This window comes from Pseudomonas oryzicola (genome assembly GCF_014269185.2).
Classification (GTDB): domain Bacteria; phylum Pseudomonadota; class Gammaproteobacteria; order Pseudomonadales; family Pseudomonadaceae; genus Aquipseudomonas; species Aquipseudomonas oryzicola.
The window spans coordinates 158,705-177,461 of sequence record NZ_JABWRZ020000003.1 but is presented as its reverse complement, the minus strand read 5'-3'; the positions used below and the strand labels follow the sequence as shown (position 1 = coordinate 177,461).

General features: G+C 63.6%; 16 protein-coding genes. 9 read left to right on the top strand and 7 right to left on the bottom strand.

Going from position 1 to position 18,757, the window contains the following annotated elements; translation table 11 throughout:
• Window positions 1-130: 130 nt before the first annotated feature.
• Window positions 131-928: a type I methionyl aminopeptidase gene (gene map / locus HU760_RS22945; RefSeq protein WP_437179867.1), complete on the bottom strand. Its 798-nt coding sequence runs from the start codon at window positions 926-928 to the stop codon at window positions 131-133.
• Between the two features lie 315 nt (window positions 929-1,243).
• On the opposite strand from map, the gene HU760_RS22940 reads away from it, so the two are divergent.
• The 4 genes from HU760_RS22940 to pcaQ all read left to right on the top strand — a co-directional run bounded on the left by HU760_RS22940 (window position 1,244) and on the right by pcaQ (window position 9,574).
• Window positions 1,244-5,269, top strand: a complete 4,026-nt coding sequence (locus tag HU760_RS22940; RefSeq protein ID WP_186678263.1) for a bifunctional nitrate reductase/sulfite reductase flavoprotein subunit alpha — start codon at window positions 1,244-1,246, stop codon at window positions 5,267-5,269.
• 306 nt (window positions 5,270-5,575) lie between these two features.
• Entirely contained in the window at window positions 5,576-8,128 is a 2,553-nt protein-coding gene (nirB, locus tag HU760_RS22935) for a nitrite reductase large subunit NirB (protein WP_186678259.1), read from the top strand.
• Window positions 8,128-8,490 carry a nitrite reductase small subunit NirD gene (gene nirD, locus HU760_RS22930; RefSeq protein WP_013971405.1) on the top strand — a complete coding sequence of 121 codons (363 nt, stop codon included), beginning with the start codon at window positions 8,128-8,130 and terminating at the stop codon, window positions 8,488-8,490. Before nirB ends, nirD begins: the two co-directional genes overlap by 1 nt.
• A 151-nt stretch (window positions 8,491-8,641) precedes the next feature.
• Window positions 8,642-9,574, top strand: coding sequence for a pca operon transcription factor PcaQ (gene pcaQ / locus HU760_RS22925; RefSeq protein ID WP_186678256.1), 933 nt, complete (start codon window positions 8,642-8,644; stop codon window positions 9,572-9,574).
• A gap of 10 nt (window positions 9,575-9,584) precedes the next feature.
• Here the strand turns inward: pcaQ and HU760_RS22920 are convergent, their stop codons facing one another.
• Window positions 9,585-9,905: a helix-turn-helix domain-containing protein gene (locus HU760_RS22920; protein WP_225932892.1), complete on the bottom strand. Its 321-nt coding sequence runs from the start codon at window positions 9,903-9,905 to the stop codon at window positions 9,585-9,587.
• A 378-nt stretch (window positions 9,906-10,283) separates the two neighbouring features.
• Between HU760_RS22920 and bamJ the strand changes: the two genes are divergently transcribed.
• On the top strand, window positions 10,284-11,048 hold the full coding sequence (bamJ, locus tag HU760_RS22915) for a BamJ family beta-barrel-assembly machinery protein (protein ID WP_186678254.1): 765 nt from the start codon (window positions 10,284-10,286) through the stop codon (window positions 11,046-11,048).
• 295 nt (window positions 11,049-11,343) lie between these two features.
• A complete protein-coding gene (locus tag HU760_RS22910; protein WP_186678252.1) occupies window positions 11,344-11,784 on the top strand; it encodes a YkvA family protein in 441 nt (146 codons plus the stop codon).
• Window positions 11,785-11,950: 166 nt separating this feature from the next.
• Here HU760_RS22910 and HU760_RS22905 read toward each other — a convergent pair whose 3' ends face one another.
• A complete protein-coding gene (locus tag HU760_RS22905) occupies window positions 11,951-12,571 on the bottom strand; it encodes a Fic/DOC family protein (RefSeq protein ID WP_186678250.1) in 621 nt (206 codons plus the stop codon).
• Window positions 12,568-12,738: a YhfG family protein gene (locus HU760_RS22900; protein ID WP_186678240.1), complete on the bottom strand. Its 171-nt coding sequence runs from the start codon at window positions 12,736-12,738 to the stop codon at window positions 12,568-12,570. Before HU760_RS22900 ends, HU760_RS22905 begins: the two co-directional genes overlap by 4 nt.
• Window positions 12,739-13,027: 289 nt before the next feature.
• Between HU760_RS22900 and HU760_RS22895 the strand changes: the two genes are divergently transcribed.
• Together HU760_RS22895 and HU760_RS22890 are read left to right on the top strand one after the other, a co-directional pair.
• Window positions 13,028-13,366, top strand: coding sequence for a helix-turn-helix domain-containing protein (locus tag HU760_RS22895; protein ID WP_186678238.1), 339 nt, complete (start codon window positions 13,028-13,030; stop codon window positions 13,364-13,366).
• On the top strand, window positions 13,363-13,731 hold the full coding sequence (locus tag HU760_RS22890; protein WP_013971408.1) for a hypothetical protein: 369 nt from the start codon (window positions 13,363-13,365) through the stop codon (window positions 13,729-13,731). Before HU760_RS22895 ends, HU760_RS22890 begins: the two co-directional genes overlap by 4 nt.
• Here the strand turns inward: HU760_RS22890 and HU760_RS22885 are convergent.
• Both HU760_RS22885 and HU760_RS22880 read right to left on the bottom strand, forming a co-directional pair.
• Window positions 13,713-14,678, bottom strand: a complete 966-nt coding sequence (locus tag HU760_RS22885) for an EAL domain-containing protein (RefSeq protein WP_186678236.1) — start codon at window positions 14,676-14,678, stop codon at window positions 13,713-13,715. The two genes, HU760_RS22890 and HU760_RS22885, sit on opposite strands and share 19 nt — an antisense overlap.
• A 113-nt stretch (window positions 14,679-14,791) precedes the next feature.
• Window positions 14,792-16,873: a carboxy terminal-processing peptidase gene (locus HU760_RS22880; protein ID WP_186678234.1), complete on the bottom strand. Its 2,082-nt coding sequence runs from the start codon at window positions 16,871-16,873 to the stop codon at window positions 14,792-14,794.
• A 143-nt stretch (window positions 16,874-17,016) separates the two neighbouring features.
• Here HU760_RS22880 and HU760_RS22875 point away from each other — a divergent pair, with 143 nt between their 5' ends.
• On the top strand, window positions 17,017-17,979 hold the full coding sequence (locus HU760_RS22875; protein WP_186678232.1) for an NAD(P)H-quinone oxidoreductase: 963 nt from the start codon (window positions 17,017-17,019) through the stop codon (window positions 17,977-17,979).
• 113 nt (window positions 17,980-18,092) lie between these two features.
• Here HU760_RS22875 and HU760_RS22870 read toward each other — a convergent pair whose 3' ends face one another.
• Window positions 18,093-18,746, bottom strand: coding sequence for an HAD family hydrolase (locus tag HU760_RS22870; RefSeq protein ID WP_186678230.1), 654 nt, complete (start codon window positions 18,744-18,746; stop codon window positions 18,093-18,095).
• Window positions 18,747-18,757: the final 11 nt, after the last annotated feature.

Here is an 18,757-nt window from a genome sequence, read left to right as displayed (position 1 = left end):
CAACTTCCAGGGCCTACTGAACACCCGGAAGTAACAGAGAAAGCGACCTTAGGGTCGCTTTTTTTGTTTCTGCATCCTGAGAGATTTCATCGCTCATGAAATCCTGGGGCCGCAAAGTGCCCCGGCAATTTCAGCAGCAAAGCTCTTCTTCCCGCAAAGTCAGCACTTCAACCCCATCCTCGGTCACCGCCACGGTATGCTCCCACTGCGCCGACAAGCTGTGGTCGCGGGTAATCACTGTCCAGCCATCCTTCAGCGTGCGCGTCCCGCGTCCGCCCTGGTTGATCATCGGTTCGATGGTAAACACCATCCCCGGCTTCAACTTCAGGCCCATCCCGCGCTGGCCGATGTGCAGCACCTCGGGCCCTTCATGCATCTGCTGGCCAATGCCATGCCCGCAGTACTCACGTACGACGCTGTAGCCCGCCGCTTCGGCATGGGTCTGGATGGCATGGCCGATATCGCCCAGCGTAGCCCCTGGGCGTACCTGTTCGATGCCTTTCCAGAGCGCGTCGTAGGTGGTGTCGACCAGGCGCTGTGCCTCATCGCTGATCGACCCGATGCTGTACATCTTTGACGAGTCGGCGATATAGCCGCCTTGTTCCAGGGTGATGTCGACATTGATGATCGAGCCTTCTTTCAGCACTTCATCGACCTTGGGCATGCCATGGCACACCACATGGTCCACCGAGGTGTTGAGCGAATAGGGGAAACCATACTGGCCCTTGCTCGCCGGGCGGGCCTTGAGCGTGCCGACGATGAACGCTTCGGCGCGGTCGTTGATCTGCATGGTGGTCACGCCGGGGCGGATGAAGCTGTCGAGGTCGGCGAACACCTGGGCAAGCAACCGGCCGGCGCGGCGCATCAGGTCGAGTTGAGCGGGAGTCTTGATAATCACCTGGGACATGGGAGGAGGGCAGTGGCTCATGCTGGAATGTGCCCCAGCATAGCGCCACGGGCTGCGGGGTTGCCATCGCATGGTGCACTCCTGTGCAGCCCCCTTCGCGGGTGAACCTGCGCCCACAGGTACATCATTGCCCTCAGGCCTTGTGATATCCCTGTGGGAGCAGGCATGCCCGCGAAAGGGTCGGCACAGCTGGCCCATAAATTGCTGTTTTACCTCATCCAGGGCTATCAACGTCGATAGCCCACAAAACTTCACGACAAAGGCGCCGTGTTGCCCCGCTTGCCCAGCAAGCAGGGGCAGCCGGCGCCTTTTTGCGTTCCCTACAGGAGCCCGCCCATGGCCAACAGCGAAGTACGCAGCGTCTGCCCCTACTGCGGCGTCGGTTGCGGCATCGTCATGAGCGTTGCCGATGGCAAGGTCGGCAAGATCAGCGGCGACAAGCAGCACCCCAGCAACTTCGGCCGCCTGTGTACCAAAGGCCTCACCGCACACTTGCCGCTGACCGCCGCCGGGCGCATGGAGGATGCCTATGTGCGCCAGCAGCGCAGCCAGCAGCCAGCGCGTACCAGCTTCGACCAGGCCATCGCCACGGCCGCTGCGCGCCTGCGTGGCATCATCGACCAGCACGGCCCCGACGCCGTGGCGCTGTACGTGTCCGGGCAGATGTCGCTGGAGGCCCAGTACCTGGCCAACAAGCTGGCCAAGGGCTTTATCCGCACCCGCCACATCGAGTCCAACTCTCGCCTGTGCATGGCCAGCGCCGGCAGCGGCTACAAGCTGTCGCTCGGTGCCGACGGCCCGCCCGGTAGCTACCAGGATTTCGAGCACGCCGACGTATTCCTGGTGATCGGTGCCAACATGGCCGACTGCCATCCGATTCTGTTCCTGCGCCTGCTCGACCGGGTCAAGGCGGGGGCCAAGCTGATCGTCGTCGACCCGCGGCGCAGTGCCACCGCCGACAAGGCCGACCTGTTCCTGCAGGTGCGCCCCGGCAGCGACATGGCCTTGCTCAACGGCCTGCTGCACCTTCTGCTGCATAACGGCCACACCGACCCTGACTTCATTGCCCGCCACACCGAAGGCTGGGACGAACTGCCGACCTTTCTCGATGACTACACCCCTGACCGCGTGGCCGCCATCACCGGGCTGGCCGAGGCCGACATCATCAGGGCCGCCGAATGGATCGGTAGCGCCAGCAACTGGATGAGCTGCTGGACCATGGGCCTGAACCAGAGCATCCATGGCACCTGGCACACCAATGCGATCTGCAACCTGCACCTGGCCACGGGCGCGATCTGCCGCCCGGGCAGCGGCCCGTTCTCGCTGACCGGTCAACCCAATGCCATGGGCGGTCGCGAGATGGGCTACATGGGCCCCGGCCTGCCAGGCCAGCGTTCGACGCTGGTAGCGCAAGACCGCGCCTTCGTCGAGCAAGCGTGGCAACTGGCTCCAGGCAGCCTGCGCAGCGAAAGCAGCGAGGGCACGGTGGCGCTGTTCGAGCAGATGAAAAGCGGCGTGGTCAAGGCCTGCTGGGTCATCTGCAGCAACCCGGTGGCCAGTGTCGCCAACCGCCAGCAGGTGATCGACGGCCTGCGCCAGGCCGAACTGGTGATTACCCAGGATGCCTTCCTCGACACCGAGACCAACCGCTACGCCGACATCCTGCTACCGGCTGCGCTGTGGGCCGAAGGCGAGGGCGTGATGATCAACAGCGAGCGCAACCTCACCCTCATGCCACGCGCCGTCGAACCGCCCGGGCAGAGCCTGCCAGACTGGCAGATCATCACCCGGGTCGCCTGTGCCATGGGCTATGCCGACGCCTTCGACTACCCCGATGCCGAGGCGGTATACGAGGAGATCCGCCGCTTTCACAACCCAACCACCGGCTACGACCTGCGGGGCATCGGCTATGCCGAACTGCGCGAGCAGCCGCACCAGTGGCCCTGCGCCCCGGGCCGTGACAACCCGCGCAGCCCGCTGCGCTATCGCAACGACGGCAGCAGCCAGACGCTGTTGCGCGATGCCCAGGGCGAGTGCCCGGTGTTGGCCTTCCCGACCGCCAGCGGCAAGGCACGCTTCTTCGCCCGGCCTTGGTTGCCGACAGCGGAGCTGCCGGATGCTGATTACCCCCTGGTGCTGAATACTGGCCGCGTGCAACACCAGTGGCACACCCTGACCAAGACCGGCAAGGTAGCGGCGCTGAACAAGCTGGAGCCCGGCCCCTTCGTGGAAATCCACCGTGATGATGCTGCCCGGCTGGGCATCGCCGAAAAGGACCAGGTAGCCATTCGCTCGCGCCGCGGGCGGGCGGTGCTGCCCGCGCGTATCAGTGACCGGGTCATGCCGGGCAACTGCTTTGCCCCGTTCCACTGGAACGACCTGATCGGCGAGCAACTGGCGATCAACGCAGTGACCTGCGATGCGGTCGACCCGCTGTCGCTGCAGCCGGCGTTCAAGCATTGTGCCGTGAACCTGGAGCGGGTTGCCGGTGAGCGCATCGAAGCCCTTGACCTGAACACTGCCAACCCGGAGCCCGTCCGCATGCCGACCGCCACCCTGTCCCGTCTGCTTGGCCTGGACACCCTGCCAGCCCCGGTGCTGGCCGAGGAAGAGCGCCATTACCTGCAAGGCTTCCTGCTGGGCCTGGAGCAGGCCCGCGCCGAGGGCGTGCCCTGCCTGCCGGCCAGTGCGCCGCTGGCCGCCAACCGCCGGCTGTTCGTCGATGGCCTGCTGGCCGGGCTGTTCGCCCAGCCGGCGGTGCTGCCCGATGCGGCGTTGATGGCACCACGGCACCAGGTGCTGTGGGCTTCGCAAACCGGCAACGGCGAACTGTTGGCCGAACGCTGTGCCGAACGCTTGCGCGGTGCCGGCCTCGACGTACAGCTCAGCTGCATGGCAGCGGTCAGCCCGCGCCAGCTGCAGGGCGCCGCCAGCGTGGTGCTGATCGCCAGCACCTTTGGCGATGGCGACGCGCCGGACAGCGCTGCGGCGTTCTGGCACGCCTTGCAGGGCGAGGAGGGCGCCCACTGCGCCGAACTGCCTTTTGCCGTGCTGGCCCTGGGTGACTCCAGTTACGACCAGTTCTGCGGCTTTGGCCGCAAGCTCGACCAACGCCTGGCCGAGCTGGGCGGGCGGCGCCTGCTGCAGCGAGTGGACTGCGAGCCGGACTTCGACGACGCCTTCGCCGCCTGGCTGGATGCGCTGCTGCCCATGCTAGGCAGCGCCGCTGCACCGCCACCGGTCACCGAGCCTGCGCCCGTGGTGACCTACAGTAAGCAGCAACCCTGGGCTGCCACCTTGCTGGAAAACCGCCTGCTGAACGGCCCGGGTGCCACCAAGGAAACCCGTCAACTGGTGTTCGACCTGAGTGGCAGTGGCTTCACCTATGCCGCCGGTGATGCCCTGGGCGTGTGGCCGCGCAACTGTCCCGCACTGGTCGACGAACTGCTGGCGCTGATGCAGCTCGATGGCCAGGCCATGGTCGAGCTGAAAGGCCAGCCCGCCATGCCGCTGACCGAAGCCCTGCAAGCGCACCTGGAAATCGCCAAGGTCACCACCCAACAGTTGCAGGCCTTCGCCGGCAACGCCCCCGACCTGCAGCGCCTGCTGCTGCCCGAGTGCAAGGCCGAGCTGCAGGACTGGTTGTGGGGGCGGCAACTGGTCGATGTGCTGCGCGCCTTCCCCCAGCAGCTGCCGCTGGCCAGCTGGCTGGAGTTGCTCAAGCCGTTGCAGCCGCGCCTGTATTCGATCAGTTCCAGCCCGCTGGCGCACCCGCAGCAGGTGCACCTGACCGTTTCCACGGTGCGCTATGGTGCGCGCAAAGGGGTGTGCTCAAGCTTCCTCGCCGACCGTGCGCAAGCGCTGAAGGTGGCCATCTTCCCGCAGGTGTCGAAGCACTTTCGCCTGCCCGAGGACGACAGCGTGCCGCTGATCATGGTCGGTCCCGGCACCGGCATTGCGCCGTTCAGGGCCTTCCTCGAAGAACGAGAGGCACGTGGGGCGAAAGGGGCCAACTGGCTGTTCTTTGGCGAGCAGTACGCGGCCACCGATTTCTATTACCAGGAGCAGCTGCAGGCCTGGCAGGCTGCAGGGCACTTGCGTCTGGACACCGCGTTTTCACGCGACCAGGCCGAGAAGGTCTATGTGCAGCAGCGCATGCTCGAACAGGGCGCGCAGTTGTGGCAATGGCTGGAGGCGGGCGCGTACTTCTATGTGTGTGGCGATGCGCAGCGCATGGCCAGGGATGTGGATGCGGCGTTGCGGGCCATCGTCGCCGAGCATGGCGGCATGGATGCAGCGGCGGCTGCGGCTCATGTCGAAGCGCTGGGCAGGGCCAAGCGGTATCGGCGGGATGTTTATTGATGTGCTCCAAGATGGGGAGTGATGCACTTGGAATGTGCATTTGCTGTACTGGCTTCTTCGCGGGCTCGCCCGCTCCCACAGGTACTGCACAGCTCTGAATAAACGTGGAGAACCCTGTGGGAGCGGGCGCGCCCGCGAAGAGGCCGGTACTGGAAACAGGGTTGGCACACTCCCTGCTTTACCCTGGTTACAACAAAGCCCGCTGATCAACGGCGATCAACCCGGGCCCCCTACCGTGATGAATACAGGCAAAGGCGCCTGGAGCTTCGGCTCCAGGCGCTTTTTTTTTTGATCGAGGATCGGCTTATGAAGGCAACAGCGAGCAGCGGGCAACGAGAGCGACTGGTCATCGTCGGCAACGGCATGGTCGGCCACCATTGCGTCGAGCAACTGGTCAGCCGCGGCGCCCTGCAGCGCTTCGAAGTGCATGTGTTCGGCGAGGAGCGCCAGCGTGCCTATGACCGCGTGCACCTGTCCGAGTACTTCGCCGGCAGCTGTGCCGAAACCCTGGCCCTGTGCGGGCAGGACTTCTACGGCGCCAACGGTGTGCACCTGCACCTCGGTGAAGCGGTGCTGGAAATCGACCGTGAGCGTGGCGAAGTGGTTACCGCCGAGGGCCGCTACGGCTACGACCAGTTGGTGCTGGCCACGGGTTCCTATCCCTTCGTGCCACCGATCGAAGGTTCCAGCGGCAATGCCCGCCTGGTCTACCGCACCCTCGACGACCTCGACGCCATCCGCGCTGCCGCAGCCAGTGCCCGACGTGGCGTGGTAGTGGGCGGTGGCCTGCTTGGCCTGGAAGCAGCCAACGCCCTCAAGTCGCTGGGCCTGGAAGCCCACGTGGTGGAATTCGCCCCACGGCTGATGCCGGTGCAGCTGGACGGCGAGGGCGGTGCCGCGCTCAAGGCACAGATCGAAGCGCTGGGTGTTGGCGTGCATCTGTCGCGGGCCACTCAGTCGATCAGCGCGGGTCAAGACTACCGCTACCGCATGAACTTCGATGGCGGCGAGCACCTGGAAACCGACCTGATCGTGTTCTCCGCAGGGATCCGCCCACAGGATGCCCTGGGCCGTGCCTGTGGCCTGGACATCGCCGCGCGTGGTGGCGTGGTGATCGACAACCACTGCCGCAGCAGTGACCCACGCATCTTCGCCATCGGCGAGTGCGCCTCGTGGAACGGCAGCGTATTCGGCCTGGTCGCTCCGGGCTACAGCATGGCGCGCAACCTGGCAGCATTGCTGATGGGTGAAGCCGCTGGCGAATTCACCGGAGCCGACATGTCGACCAAACTCAAGCTGCTAGGTGTGGATGTCGGCTCCATCGGCGATGCCCATGGCGCCACTCCGGGCGCACGCAGCTACCGCTTCATCGACGAAGCCAACAGCGCCTATCGCCGGTTGGTGGTGGATGCCAGTGGCAAGCACGTGCTCGGTGCGGTACTGGTCGGCGACAACAGCTACTACGATACCCTGCTGCAATACGCCCAGAACGGCATCGCCCTGCCAGCCGACCCGGCGGCACTGATCCTGCCACAGGGCGGCGGTGCACCGGCCTTGGGTGCTGATGCGCTGCCCGACAGTGCGACCATCTGCTCCTGCCACAACGTCAGCAAAGGCGCGGTCTGCGCCGCCATCGACAGCGGCTGTGGCGACCTTGCCGCAGTCAAGGGTTGCACCAAGGCGGCCACCGGTTGTGGTGGTTGCGCGGCACTGCTCAAGCAGGTATTCGAGCACGAACTGACCGCCCGTGGCGTGGCGGTGGACAAGAGCCTGTGCGAGCACTTCGCCTACACCCGTCAGGAGCTTTACGGGCTGGTGCGGGTAGAGGGTATCCGCACCTTCAACGAACTGCTCGAACGCCACGGCAAGGGCCATGTCGGCTGCGACATCTGCAAGCCGGCGGTGGGCAGCATCCTTGCCTCGTGCTGGAACCAGCCGATCATGGACCCGGCGCTGGTGCCGCTGCAGGACACCAACGACACCTTCATGGCCAACATGCAGAAGAACGGCACCTATTCGGTGGTGCCGCGCATCCCTGGCGGTGAAATCACCCCCGACAAGCTCATCGTGATTGGCCAGGTGGCGAAAAAGTACGACTTGTACACCAAGATCACCGGCGGACAGCGCATCGACCTGTTCGGCGCCCAGTTGCACGAACTGCCGCTGATCTGGGGCGAGCTGATCGAGGCCGGCTTCGAAACCGGCCATGCCTACGGCAAGTCGACCCGCACGGTAAAGTCGTGCGTCGGCAGCACCTGGTGCCGTTATGGTGTGCAGGATAGCGTCGGCATGGCCCTGCGCCTGGAAGACCGCTACAAGGGCCTGCGCAGCCCGCACAAGCTCAAGTTCGCGGTGTCTGGCTGCACCCGCGAATGTGCCGAGGCACAGAGCAAGGACATTGGCGTGATCGCTACCGACAAGGGCTGGAACCTGTACGTGTGCGGCAACGGCGGCATGCGCCCGCGGCACGCCGAACTGTTCGCCACCGACCTTGACGACGAAACCCTGGTGCGCCTGATCGACCGGGTGCTGATGTTCTACATCCGCACTGCCGACAAGCTGCAGCGCACCTCGGTTTGGCGCGAGAACCTGGAAGGCGGGCTGGATTACCTGAAGCAGGTGATCATCGATGACAGCCTGGGCCTGGCCAGCGAGCTGGAAGCGCAGATGCAGCATGTGGTCGACCAGTATGAATGCGAGTGGGCCAACGCCCTCAACGACCCCGAGAAACTCAAGCGCTTCCGCACCTTCGTCAACGACCGCCGCGCCGACCCGGACGTGCACTTCGTGCGCGAACGCGAACAGCGCCGGCCTGCTGCGCCACTGCACCTGATCCCGACCATCGAGGAGGCTGTCTGATGAACTTGTCCAATGCTGCGGTGAAAACCCACGAGAACTGGCAGGTGGTGTGCCAGGCCGATGACCTGGTGGCCGATTCCGGGGTAGTGGTTTGGCTCGACGGGGCTCAGGTGGCGCTGTTCTACCTGCCGGGGCAGGCGCAGCCGCTGTACGCGGTGGACAACCGCGACCCGCGGTCCGGCGCCAACATCATCGGCCGCGGGCTGGTGGGCAGTGTGCAGGGCGAGTTGGTGGTGGCCGCGCCGTTGTACAAGCAGCACTTCAGCCTGGAGAGCGGGGAATGCCTGGAGGATAGCGGGCAGCGCCTGCGGGTGTGGCCGGTGCGCTTGAACGGGGAGGCGGTGGAGTTGGCTGTGGCCTGATATTCATCTGCCGCCTGCACCGGCCTCTTCGCGGGCACGCCCGCTCCCACAGGTACTGCACAGGTCTGGAGAACTGTGGAGATCCCTGTGGGAGCGGGCTCACCCGCGAAAGGGCCGGTACAGGCTATCTGCATGCGGTAAGCTTGCGCCCATGAACCTCGACACCCGCATCAAGTACCGCCACCTGCTGTGCTTTCTGGAGATTGCCCGGCAGGGCAGCCTGGCCAGGGCTGCCGACATCCTGGCAATCAGCCAGCCAGCCATTTCCAAGACGCTCAAGGAGCTCGAGGACCTGCTGGAAACGCGCCTGTTCGCGCGCAGCCACCAGGGCGTCGAGCTGACCCCGGCCGGCACGCGTTTCATGCGCTATGCCGGGCCCAGCGTGCAGGCCCTGCGCGATGGCGTCAGCAGCCTGCGTGGCGAAGCGCGGGCGCCGTCGCAAGTACGCATCGGCGTGCTGTCCACGGTCGAAGGCCTGCTCATGCCCGAAGTGCTGTGCCGCCTGCACCAGCGCCATGAGGCGCTGGTGATCAGTGTGGTCACCGGGGTCAGCGCGCAGCTGCTCGGCCAGTTGCGCCTGGGCGAACTGGAACTGGTGGTCGGGCGCATGACCGACAGCCCGCAGATCCAGGGCCTGTCGTTCGAGCACCTGTACAGCGAGTCGATGAGCCTGGTGGTGCGGCCAGGCCACCCGCTGCTGGCCAGCAAGCCAGTAGAGCGTGGGGAGGTTGGACATTACCCGCTGGTGCTGCCGCCAGCCGGCACCACCATCCGCCAGCATGCCGACAGCCTGTTCGTGCAATGTGGCATCCAGATGCCCGCCCAGCGCCTGGAAACCTTGTCGCTGGCGCTGAGCCGGCGCTACCTGCTGGGCAGCGATGCAGTGTGGGTGGCGCCGCGCGATGCGGTGCTGCTCGACCTGCGTCGCGGCGAGCTGGTCGAACTCGACCTGGGCGTGCGCGAGCCAGGCGGTTCGGTTGGTATCTGTTGCAATGCTGCCTTGCCACAGAGCCTTCCGGGGCAGTGGGTATGCGAAGTACTGCGCGAGGTGGCCGGGCAGTACCGCGAGGGCGCCTACCCTTGAATCTGTTCGCTCAACAGTGCACCCGAGGCGCGTAGCACCCCGGCAACACGGCTGGGTGACAGGCCGAGCTGCGGGTCAGGTGGGCCTGGTCAGCGAAACCATCGGTGAGCGCGGCATCGCTGAGGCTGGCGCCGTGGGCCAGGGCATTGCGCGCCTGTTCGAGCTTCCGCCGGATAATCCATTGCGACAGGGGCAGGCCCATCTGCCGCATGGCGAGAAAGCGCAAGCGTGGGCTGGCCACAGGCCAGCCTGGGTTGGGCAGCGAGCGATGGTCGACAGCGGGCCCGATCAATACCTCCGACGCCGTGAGGGTGCGGTTGCCGAACGCCACGGATATACATGGCGCAGGCCAATGCACAGCCGGATGGCGACATGGGCATGGGCAGCAGTTTGGTCGGTCTTGGCGGAGTAGCCCAGCCAGTAATCCCCGAAGGTTACTGCACCATCCCATCCCCATCTCATCAGGCATCGCTGAAGCCTGTTCCTGATAGCCTGGCCGCGGCGGATGATGGCGTTATGGTATATCTTGTTCGACTGAACAGGTAACGATGCATCTTTCGCATCCAATCATGGCCTCTGTGCTGCGTTCAAGGCTGTGGAACTAATCCATGTCTGTCCGCTCTTATGCCGGTAGCCATCGGTTGGGGACGCCTGATAAGCTCGCGGCTTTACCCTGATTGCCCTTATGGCGCATGAACAAGGAAATCACATGAAACAGCATCGTTTGGCGGCTGCGGTTGCCCTGGTAGGCCTGGTACTGGCTGGCTGTGATCAACAGACCAGCAGCCCCGAGCTGAAGACTCCGGCGCAGAAAGCCTCCTACGGTATCGGCTTGAACATGGGCAAGAGCCTGGCTCAGGAAGGCATGGAAGACCTTGATTCGAAAGCTGTTGCCCTTGGCATCGAAGACGCCGTCGGCAAGAAAGAACAGCGCATCAAGGATGAAGAGCTGGTAGAGGCTTTCACCGCATTGCAGAAGCGCGCAGAAGAACGCCTGGCCAAGGCCAGCGAAGAAGCCGCCTCTGCCGGCAAGAAATTCCTCGAGGAAAACGCCAAGAAGCCAGGTGTGGTCACCACTGCCTCGGGCTTGCAGTATGAAGTGATCAAGAAGGCTGACGGCCCGCAGCCCAAGCCGACCGACGTAGTCACGGTGCACTATGAAGGCAAACTGATCGATGGCAAGGTGTTCGACAGCTCGGTCGAGCGCGGCAGCCCGATCGACCTGCCGGTTAGCGGCGTGATCCCGGGTTGGGTCGAAGGCCTGCAGCTGATGCACGTTGGCGAAAAATACAAGCTGTTCATCCCGGCGGAACTGGCCTACGGCGCACAAAGCCCAAGCCCGCTGATCCCGGCCAACTCGGTGCTGGTATTCGACCTGGAACTGATCGCCATCAAGGACCCGGCCCAGCTGCAAGGCGCCGAGCCGGGCGTCGAAGCTCCTGCCGAAGCCCCCGCCGAAGCTCCTGCCAAGTAATACTGGCTGGTTCTGCGCAAAACGCCCCGTCTCGACGGGGCGTTTTCGTTGGTGCCGGGTGCTTGGACGAACCTGCACCTGCTGATACTGTCCGAGAAATTGTTGCCCGAAGAAGCAGCATGCTTCGACTGCACACCGTTTGCGGTGCACCGTACACAGGGTGTGAAACCACTGTGTAAAAAACGCCCGATCTGACCGGGGCCCTTGCCTGGCAGGCACCTGCGGTCGGAAACGTCGCCCTGTTCACAAGGTTATCCACAATAAATGTGGATAACCCTACCCGCCTGGAGGCTCCATGAGCGCACCTTGGAATTTCGCCCGTTTCCTGCCCTTGGCCGAGCGCCTGCTTAGCCGGGGCCGGTTACCGGCCCTGCTGTTCGCGGTAGCCCGCAAAGGTCCGCGCCTTGGCCAACTGCGTGAAGATGTAAAGTTGTTGCAGTCGCTGTGCCTGGCCTGGTGGCGTGGTGAGTACCGTGCCATCAGTGCCAAGGCCCTGGTGACCATCGTCGCCGGCCTGCTGTATTTCGTCAGCCCTATCGATGCCATCCCGGACTGGCTGCTGGGCGCCGGCTTTCTCGACGACATCGCCGTGCTGGGTTGGGTACTGAAGACCGTGGCAGAGGAACTGGCGCGCTTCAAGGCCTGGCGCGACGGCCAGGCGCCGGAGCGGTTGCGCGTGGTCGAACGCCTGCCGGCCACGCCGGAAGCCTTGCAGCTGGAGCGCAAAACCCAGTGAAACCGGCCTGAGCTGAACCTCACAGATCTCCAGAGTGGGTGATACTGCTGCGGTGAGCTACGTCAGGGAACGGTGCTGGCGGGCTGTTGTTGCGCAAGTGAATAGGGCGCCATGATCGGCGCCCTTCGTTTTCCCGGCTGTAATCAGGATTGGTGATCCCTTGGCTTCATAGGCAGTTGTCATCGCCTTCCTGGATCGGCGCCCCGATACAACGGCTAAATACGTGTTCGAGGTGGCTGTCATCACCTTGGCAAGACCTGATGTTCGCCTCGATCCACTCTTGCTGATCAACCATCCCCCATGTGATTTCAAAGCCTGCGTTCACAATCAGCCACTCGAAAAGGATGCGCTGAGTCCGCCCGTTACCTTCGCGAAACGGGTGGGCCACGTTCAGTGTCCCATAGGATTCAGCAACCGCAACCACTAGCGAATGGCGAGGGTAGCCCTCGAACCACCCCGCATGCGCCATCTTTCGAAACTCCTTTGCGGCTTCGGGCTCGATGCGTTCAGGCACACAGAACTGGCTCTCGCCTTTGCTTATCTTGACCGTGCGGATTTCTCCAGCCCAGCTGTACACGTGGCAAAAAAGATGGCGATGGATTTGTTTCAGAGTGTCGATATCGTAGGGCGGCTGGATAAACTCCAGCTGTGCCGCAGCGGTCTGAGTCAGGTAACGCTCAGCCTCGGCCAAATCGTCAGCATCTTGCAGGTTGAGGAGATTTATCAGGACATCGGTACCCGGGTAGCAGGCCGGGTCCTGATTGACGCCGTATTTATCGACACTCAAGCCTTGACTTGCCGTACAGCTTCGCGCGCGGCAGCACGGTTAGGCAGTTTAGCGTCGCCATCATTCGCTGGGACCGAGAACCCTTCAAGGCGCAGGCTATGCTCGAAGTTCGCTTTGCGGTTCTTGGCGAACCAAGCTTTTTTGGCGCGCAGGCTTAGCTTTTCCATAGGTGGGCACCCTGATGTCATTGAGTAGTATTGTAGCCGACCGTGATGACACCTCCAACAACTGGCCCCTGTTGCCTTGCCCATCTCCCGCTATCGAAGCGCTGACGCCAGAAATCTCTTACAATGAGATATAACAGAAGGGGAGCAGCCCGATTGCCGTTCGCTATTGGCCATCATCGGCGTAGCGAGAGGCAGGATCGGAGCATAGGCCAATTGATAGTTGCCGAAGCCCTCTTGCTAGGCAGGCTGCACGGATTACACGCTGTAATCCTTTCTAGAGGGGTTTGTAATGGGTATTCAGGTCATCAGCCGGGACGGTCAACCCGAGTACGCCGTGGTTCCCTGGGAGCAATACCAGGCGTTGCTCAAGGCCGCGGGGCAGGCGCCTGCCGAGGTGGCTGCGAATGATGTGGGCAGCGCCGCTGCCAATGCACCACTGCCGGCATTCAGTGAGGTTGCGCAGATTCGCCAGGCCAAGGGCATCGCGCCCGAGCAACTGGCGCGTAATGTGGGCGTAAGCCCGGCTTACCTGGCCATGATCGAAGCGGGCGAGCGCCAGCCGGACGCAGCCATCCGCCGCGCCCTGGCCTGGCACCTGGGCGTGGCTGGCTGGAGCGAACCATCATGAGCCAGGTCAGGATCAGCCGTCAGCACTGGGATAACCTGCTGGGCGAGCTTGACCTGGCCCGTCGTCAACGTCACCTGCTGACTTACCGTGCACTGATCGAACGCTTGCAATTGCCTAGCCCGGCCATGCAGACGCTGACCGCCGCGCTGGAGTACCTGGCAGTACTGGATGCCCGCGCCGAACAGCCATTGCGCAGCTCGCTGGTCATCAGCCAGGGTGCCAGCCGCTTGCCGCGTACCGGCTTTTTCGAATGCGTGGAGCGCCTGGGGCGCTTTTCCGGGCCGGTCGACGGCATGGAGGCGGCCTCCTGGCATGCCTCCGAGGTCGTTCGGGTATTCGAATACAGCTATCCCGAAACAGCCTGACGGGTTGCCTGTGCCGGCCCTATCGCCGGCACAGGCAGTGCATACCTGTGAATCAGCCCACAAGCCCTGCCTTCGCTATCCACCACTTGCAAAGCATCCAGGTGCTGGTGGCGACCGAACAATTCCAGCAGTTGCCCGATCGTGGCATTCAGCTGCACCGTAGGCTGTTCGGCCAGCCGTACGCTCGTCGACACCGGTAGTCCCCGACTTTCGCGCACCCCCAACTCCTGCGGCCGCCCCAGCAAATAGCCCTGCACCAGGTCCACACCCATATCGACCAGCACCGCCAGCTCCTCGGCCAACTCGATGCCTTCGGCAATCACCTGCGCCTTCGATGCCCGGGCGATCTGCAGGATCGAACCGACGAATTCGCGCTTGAGCGGGTCGCGGTGAATGCCGTCGATGAAATGGCGGTCGATCTTCACATATTCCGGGCGCAGTTCCGACCACAGGCGCAAGCTGGAATAGCCTGCCCCGAGGTCGTCGATGGCGATCGAAAAGCCCATGTCACGGTAGTGGTGCAGGGCATTGGAGAGCAACTGGAAGTCGTCGGTCGGGGTATGTTCGGTCAGCTCGATCACCACCCGGCTGGGCGCCAGGCCGACCTGCTCGAGCAGTTTCAGGGGTTGGCCGGACGGGTAGTCCGGCTCCAGCAGCGACTCCGGGGAGACATTCAGAAACAGCAGGCCTTGCAACTGCTGTTCGCTGAACCGGCGGCAGGCCGACTCCCGGCAGGCAGCCTCCAGCTCGGTCAGGCACCCGGCCTGGCGGGCGATGGTAAACAGGTTCAGCGGAGCGTGCAGCGGGCTGTTGGACGGGCCGCGGCTCAGCGCTTCGTGGCCGAACACCCGTTGCTCGCTCAGGCGCATGATCGGCTGGAACAGACTGTGAATGCTGCGTTGAGCCAGGATGGCACTCAAGGCACTGAGCTGTTCGGCGACGGTCATGACGTTTTCCTGAAAATGAAAGGGCCGGACGCTTGCACGTCCGGCCTCCCTATTTCACGACAGCGCGATGACTGTTTGATGACAGGTCGCATTAATTTGCCATCATTGCTGCCTTACTTCTTGGCCACCTTGGTGCTTGCGCTGAGGTAATCGATCAGGATACGACCGGTCTCCGCCAGGTAGGCATCGTCTTCCGGCTTGGTGTTTTCATCCTCGGCCGGCAAGGCGTCCTCGTCCTCTTTTTTCAGCTCTTTCAGCGGTTCTTCACCCTTGGCCTTGCGGCGGATGTTTTCCAGCGCCAACTGCTTGGCCTCGATTTCATCATGGCGCGCGCGGCGGTCCTGCTCGTTGAGGCTGACGGTTTTCTCGTTCAGCAGCTTCTGGGTCAGGGCCAGGCGATCGCGGATGTAGGTGAACTCCGCGTCCTTGTCGCTGCGCGCTTCATGCTGCGCCTTAAGCTGGGCCAGGAACGGCTTGAACGGGTCGGCCGCCGGTTTGACCACCGGACGAATGGTGTCCCACGGCATGGCTTCGGGCAGAGCGCTTTCGCCGATTTCCTTGGTGTCGATGATCGACGGGTAGTCGATGTCCGGCAGTACACCCTGATGCTGGGTGCTCTGCCCGGAAACCCGGTAGAACTTGGCCAGGGTCAGCTTCAGCTCGCCATGGTTGAGCGGCTGGATGGTCTGCACGGTGCCTTTGCCGAAGGTCTGGCCACCGATGATCAGCGCACGGTGGTAGTCCTGCATGGCACCGGCGAAGATCTCCGAAGCCGAAGCCGACAGGCGGTTGACCAGCAGTGCCAATGGGCCCTTGTAGAAGGCACCGGGGTTTTCGTCTTCCAGCACGTCCACACGGCCGTCGCTGTTGCGCACCAGCACGGTCGGGCCTTTCTCGATGAACAGGCTGGTCAGCTCGGTGGCTTCCTGCAACGAGCCGCCGCCGTTGTTACGCAGGTCGATGACTACGCCGTCGACTTTTTCCTTCTGCAGTTCGGTGAGCAGTTTCTTCACGTCACGCGTGGTGCTCTTGTACTCCGGGTCACCGGCGCGGTAGGCCTTGAAGTCGAGGTAGAAGGCCGGGATCTCGATGATGCCCAGCTTGTAGTCACGCCCGTCCTGCTTGAGCTTGAGCACCGACTTCTTCGCCGCCTGCTCTTCGAGCTTCACGGCCTCGCGGGTGATCGACACGATCTTGCTGGTCTGGTCGCTAGGTGCGTTGCTGGCCGGGATGATCTCCAGGCGCACCACCGAACCTTTCGGGCCGCGGATCAGCTTGACCACTTCGTCCAGGCGCCAGCCGACCACGTCGACCATTTCCTTGTTGCCCTGGGCCACGCCGATGATCTTGTCGGCCGGGGCCACCTGCTTGGTCTTGGCCGCCGGGCCTGCCGGCACCAGGCGCACGATCTTGACCTGGTCGTTGTCGCTTTGCAGCACAGCGCCGATACCTTCGAGCGACAGGCTCATGTTGATGTCGAAGTTTTCCGCGTTGTCAGGCGACAGGTAGTTGGTATGCGGGTCGTAGGACTGGGCGAAGGTATTGATATAGGCCTGGAAGATGTCCTCGGCACGGGTCTGGTCCAGGCGCGCCAGCTGGTTCTTGTAGCGCTTGGTCAGGGTTTCCTGGATCTGCTTGGGTTCCTTGCCGGCGATCTTCTGGCGCAGCACCTCGTCTTTCACACGCTTGCGCCACAGCTCGTCGAGCGCGGCCTGGTCCTTCAGCCACGGGGCGTCCTTGCGGTCGATCAGCAAGTTTTCCTTGGTGTTGAAGTCGATCTTGTCCACGCCCTTGTCCAGCTCGGCCAGGGCGAAGTCCAGACGCTGCTTGACGCGGTCCAGGTAGCGTTTGTAGATGGTGAAGCCCGGGTCCAGGTTGCCGCTCTTGAGGAAATCGTCGAATTGCGTTTTCCATTTGTCGAATTCGGCGATGTCGGCAGCGGTGAAGTAGCTGCGCGCCGGGTCCAGCAACTTGATGTAGCTGTCATAGATGATGGCCGAACGGGCGTCGTCCAGTGGCGGCTTGCTGTAGTGGTGGCGCTTGAGCAATTCCACCACGTTGAGGCTGGCGACGATCTCGTCACGGTCCGGCTGCAGGCTGTCCCACTTGTTGGCGGCCGCCGCATTGCCGCCGAGCGTGAGGCTGCCCAGGCCGATCATCAGCGCCAGGGCGGTGCTTGGGAGGAAATGCTTCATGCTGATTCGACGTGGAGGCAATTGATCACGCATAGTAGGCCGTCTTTTCCGTTCGCCGGTTGCGAAAAACCGGACGCATACTGCAAAAAGCCTGGGACATAGCAATCCCAGGCTCGGTCATATGATTCAACTATGGAGGCACTGTGAAGGCATTGCAAGGCGTTGACGGACATGTGGCCTGGGTCGAGGCCGAACGCCCGGCCTGTGACGCGGGCCAAGTGCGCATTCGCGTGGCTGCTGCGGGGCTGAACCGCGCCGATCTGCTGCAGATGAAAGGTTTGTACCCACCACCGCCAGGCGCCAGACCGTACATGGGCCTGGAGTGTGCCGGAGTGATCGCAGAGGTGGGGGCAGGCGCCGACTGGCGGGTGGGTGACCGGGTGTGCGCGCTGCTGGCCAGCGGCGCCATGGCCGAGGAAGTGGTGGTGGATGCCCGCCACGTGCTGCCGGTGCCCGAAGGCCTGAGCCTGCTTGAAGCGGCGGCGTTGCCGGAGGTGTATGCCACTGCCTGGTTGAACATCTTCCAGCTGGGTCGCGTGAAAGCTGGCGAGAAGGTGCTGGTGCACGCTGGCGCCAGCGGCGTTGGCTCGGCCGCCATCCAGCTGTGCAAGGCGTTCGGCAGCCCGGTGTGGGTCAGCGTCGGTTCCCAGGACCGCCTGGCCTACTGCGAGGCGCTGGGTGCCGCCGGTGGTGTGGTGCGTAACGAAAACCTGGAAGCGCTGGAAGGTTTTGGCCCGTTCGACGTGATTCTCGACCCGGTGGGCGCCAGCTACGGCGAGCTCAACCTCAAGTTGCTGGCGCGTGACGGGCGCTGGGTGATCATCGGCCTGATGGGCGGGCGCAAGTTCGAGCTGGACCTGGCACAGGTACTGGGCAAGCGCCTGGAGATTACCGGTTCCACGCTGCGCAACCGCGATGACGGCTTCAAGGCAGAGCTGCTGCGCGAGTTGCAGCAGCAGGTGTGGCCGCTGTTTGCCGAAGGGCGCCTGTCGCCACAGTTGGTCGATACCTACCCGGTGGAGTTCGCCCAGGCGGCCTATGCCGAGCTGGAGAGCAACCAGGTGTCGGGCAAGCTGGTGATGGTGATCGACTCTAGCCTGGTGTAAGCAGGCCTGGCCCTTTCGCGGGCACGCCCGCTCCCACAGGGACTCCACAATATTCAAGTCTGTGGTGACTCCTGTGGCAGCGGGCGTGCCCGCGAAGAGGCCCACACAAATCTTCAGCTCCAGCTCAGAATCGGCCAGCCATTGATCTCGGCATGCTCCCGCAACACCGCATCCGGGTTCACCACATGCGGGTGATCCACCTTCAGCAACAGCGGCAAATCGTTGCGCGAGTCGGAATAGAAACTTGCCCCCTCCAGGTTCTCCTGTTCCTGATCCAGCCATTCCAGCAACCGGGTGATCTTGCCCTCGCGGTAAGTCAGCACCCCATGGGTCTTGCCAGTATATGTCCCATTCACCGCCTCCAGCTCGATCGCCAGGTACTCGTCCACCCCCAGGCGCGCTGCAATCGGCCCGACCAGGTGCGTGCCCGAAGCCGAAATGATCAGGATGCGGTCGCCGCGCTTGCGGTGCTCGGCAATGCAGCGGCAGGCGTCGCCATAGATGATCGGCTCGATCACTTTCTCCACCCACGGCTCGACCAGGTGCTGGAGCTCTTCCAGGGTGCGCCCGGCAATCGGTTCCAGGCTGAAGGCCATGTACTCCTCCATCCTCAGGTGGCCTCTGCCATAGGCCTCCATCAGTTCATGGTCACGGCGCAGGAAGGCCTTGCCGTCGACCCAGCCCAGCCGGGCCATCTGCTCGCTCCACAGCGACGCGCAGTCGCCGTTGATCAGGGTTTCGTCCAGATCGAAAATTGCCAGTGCCATGGGTACTCTCC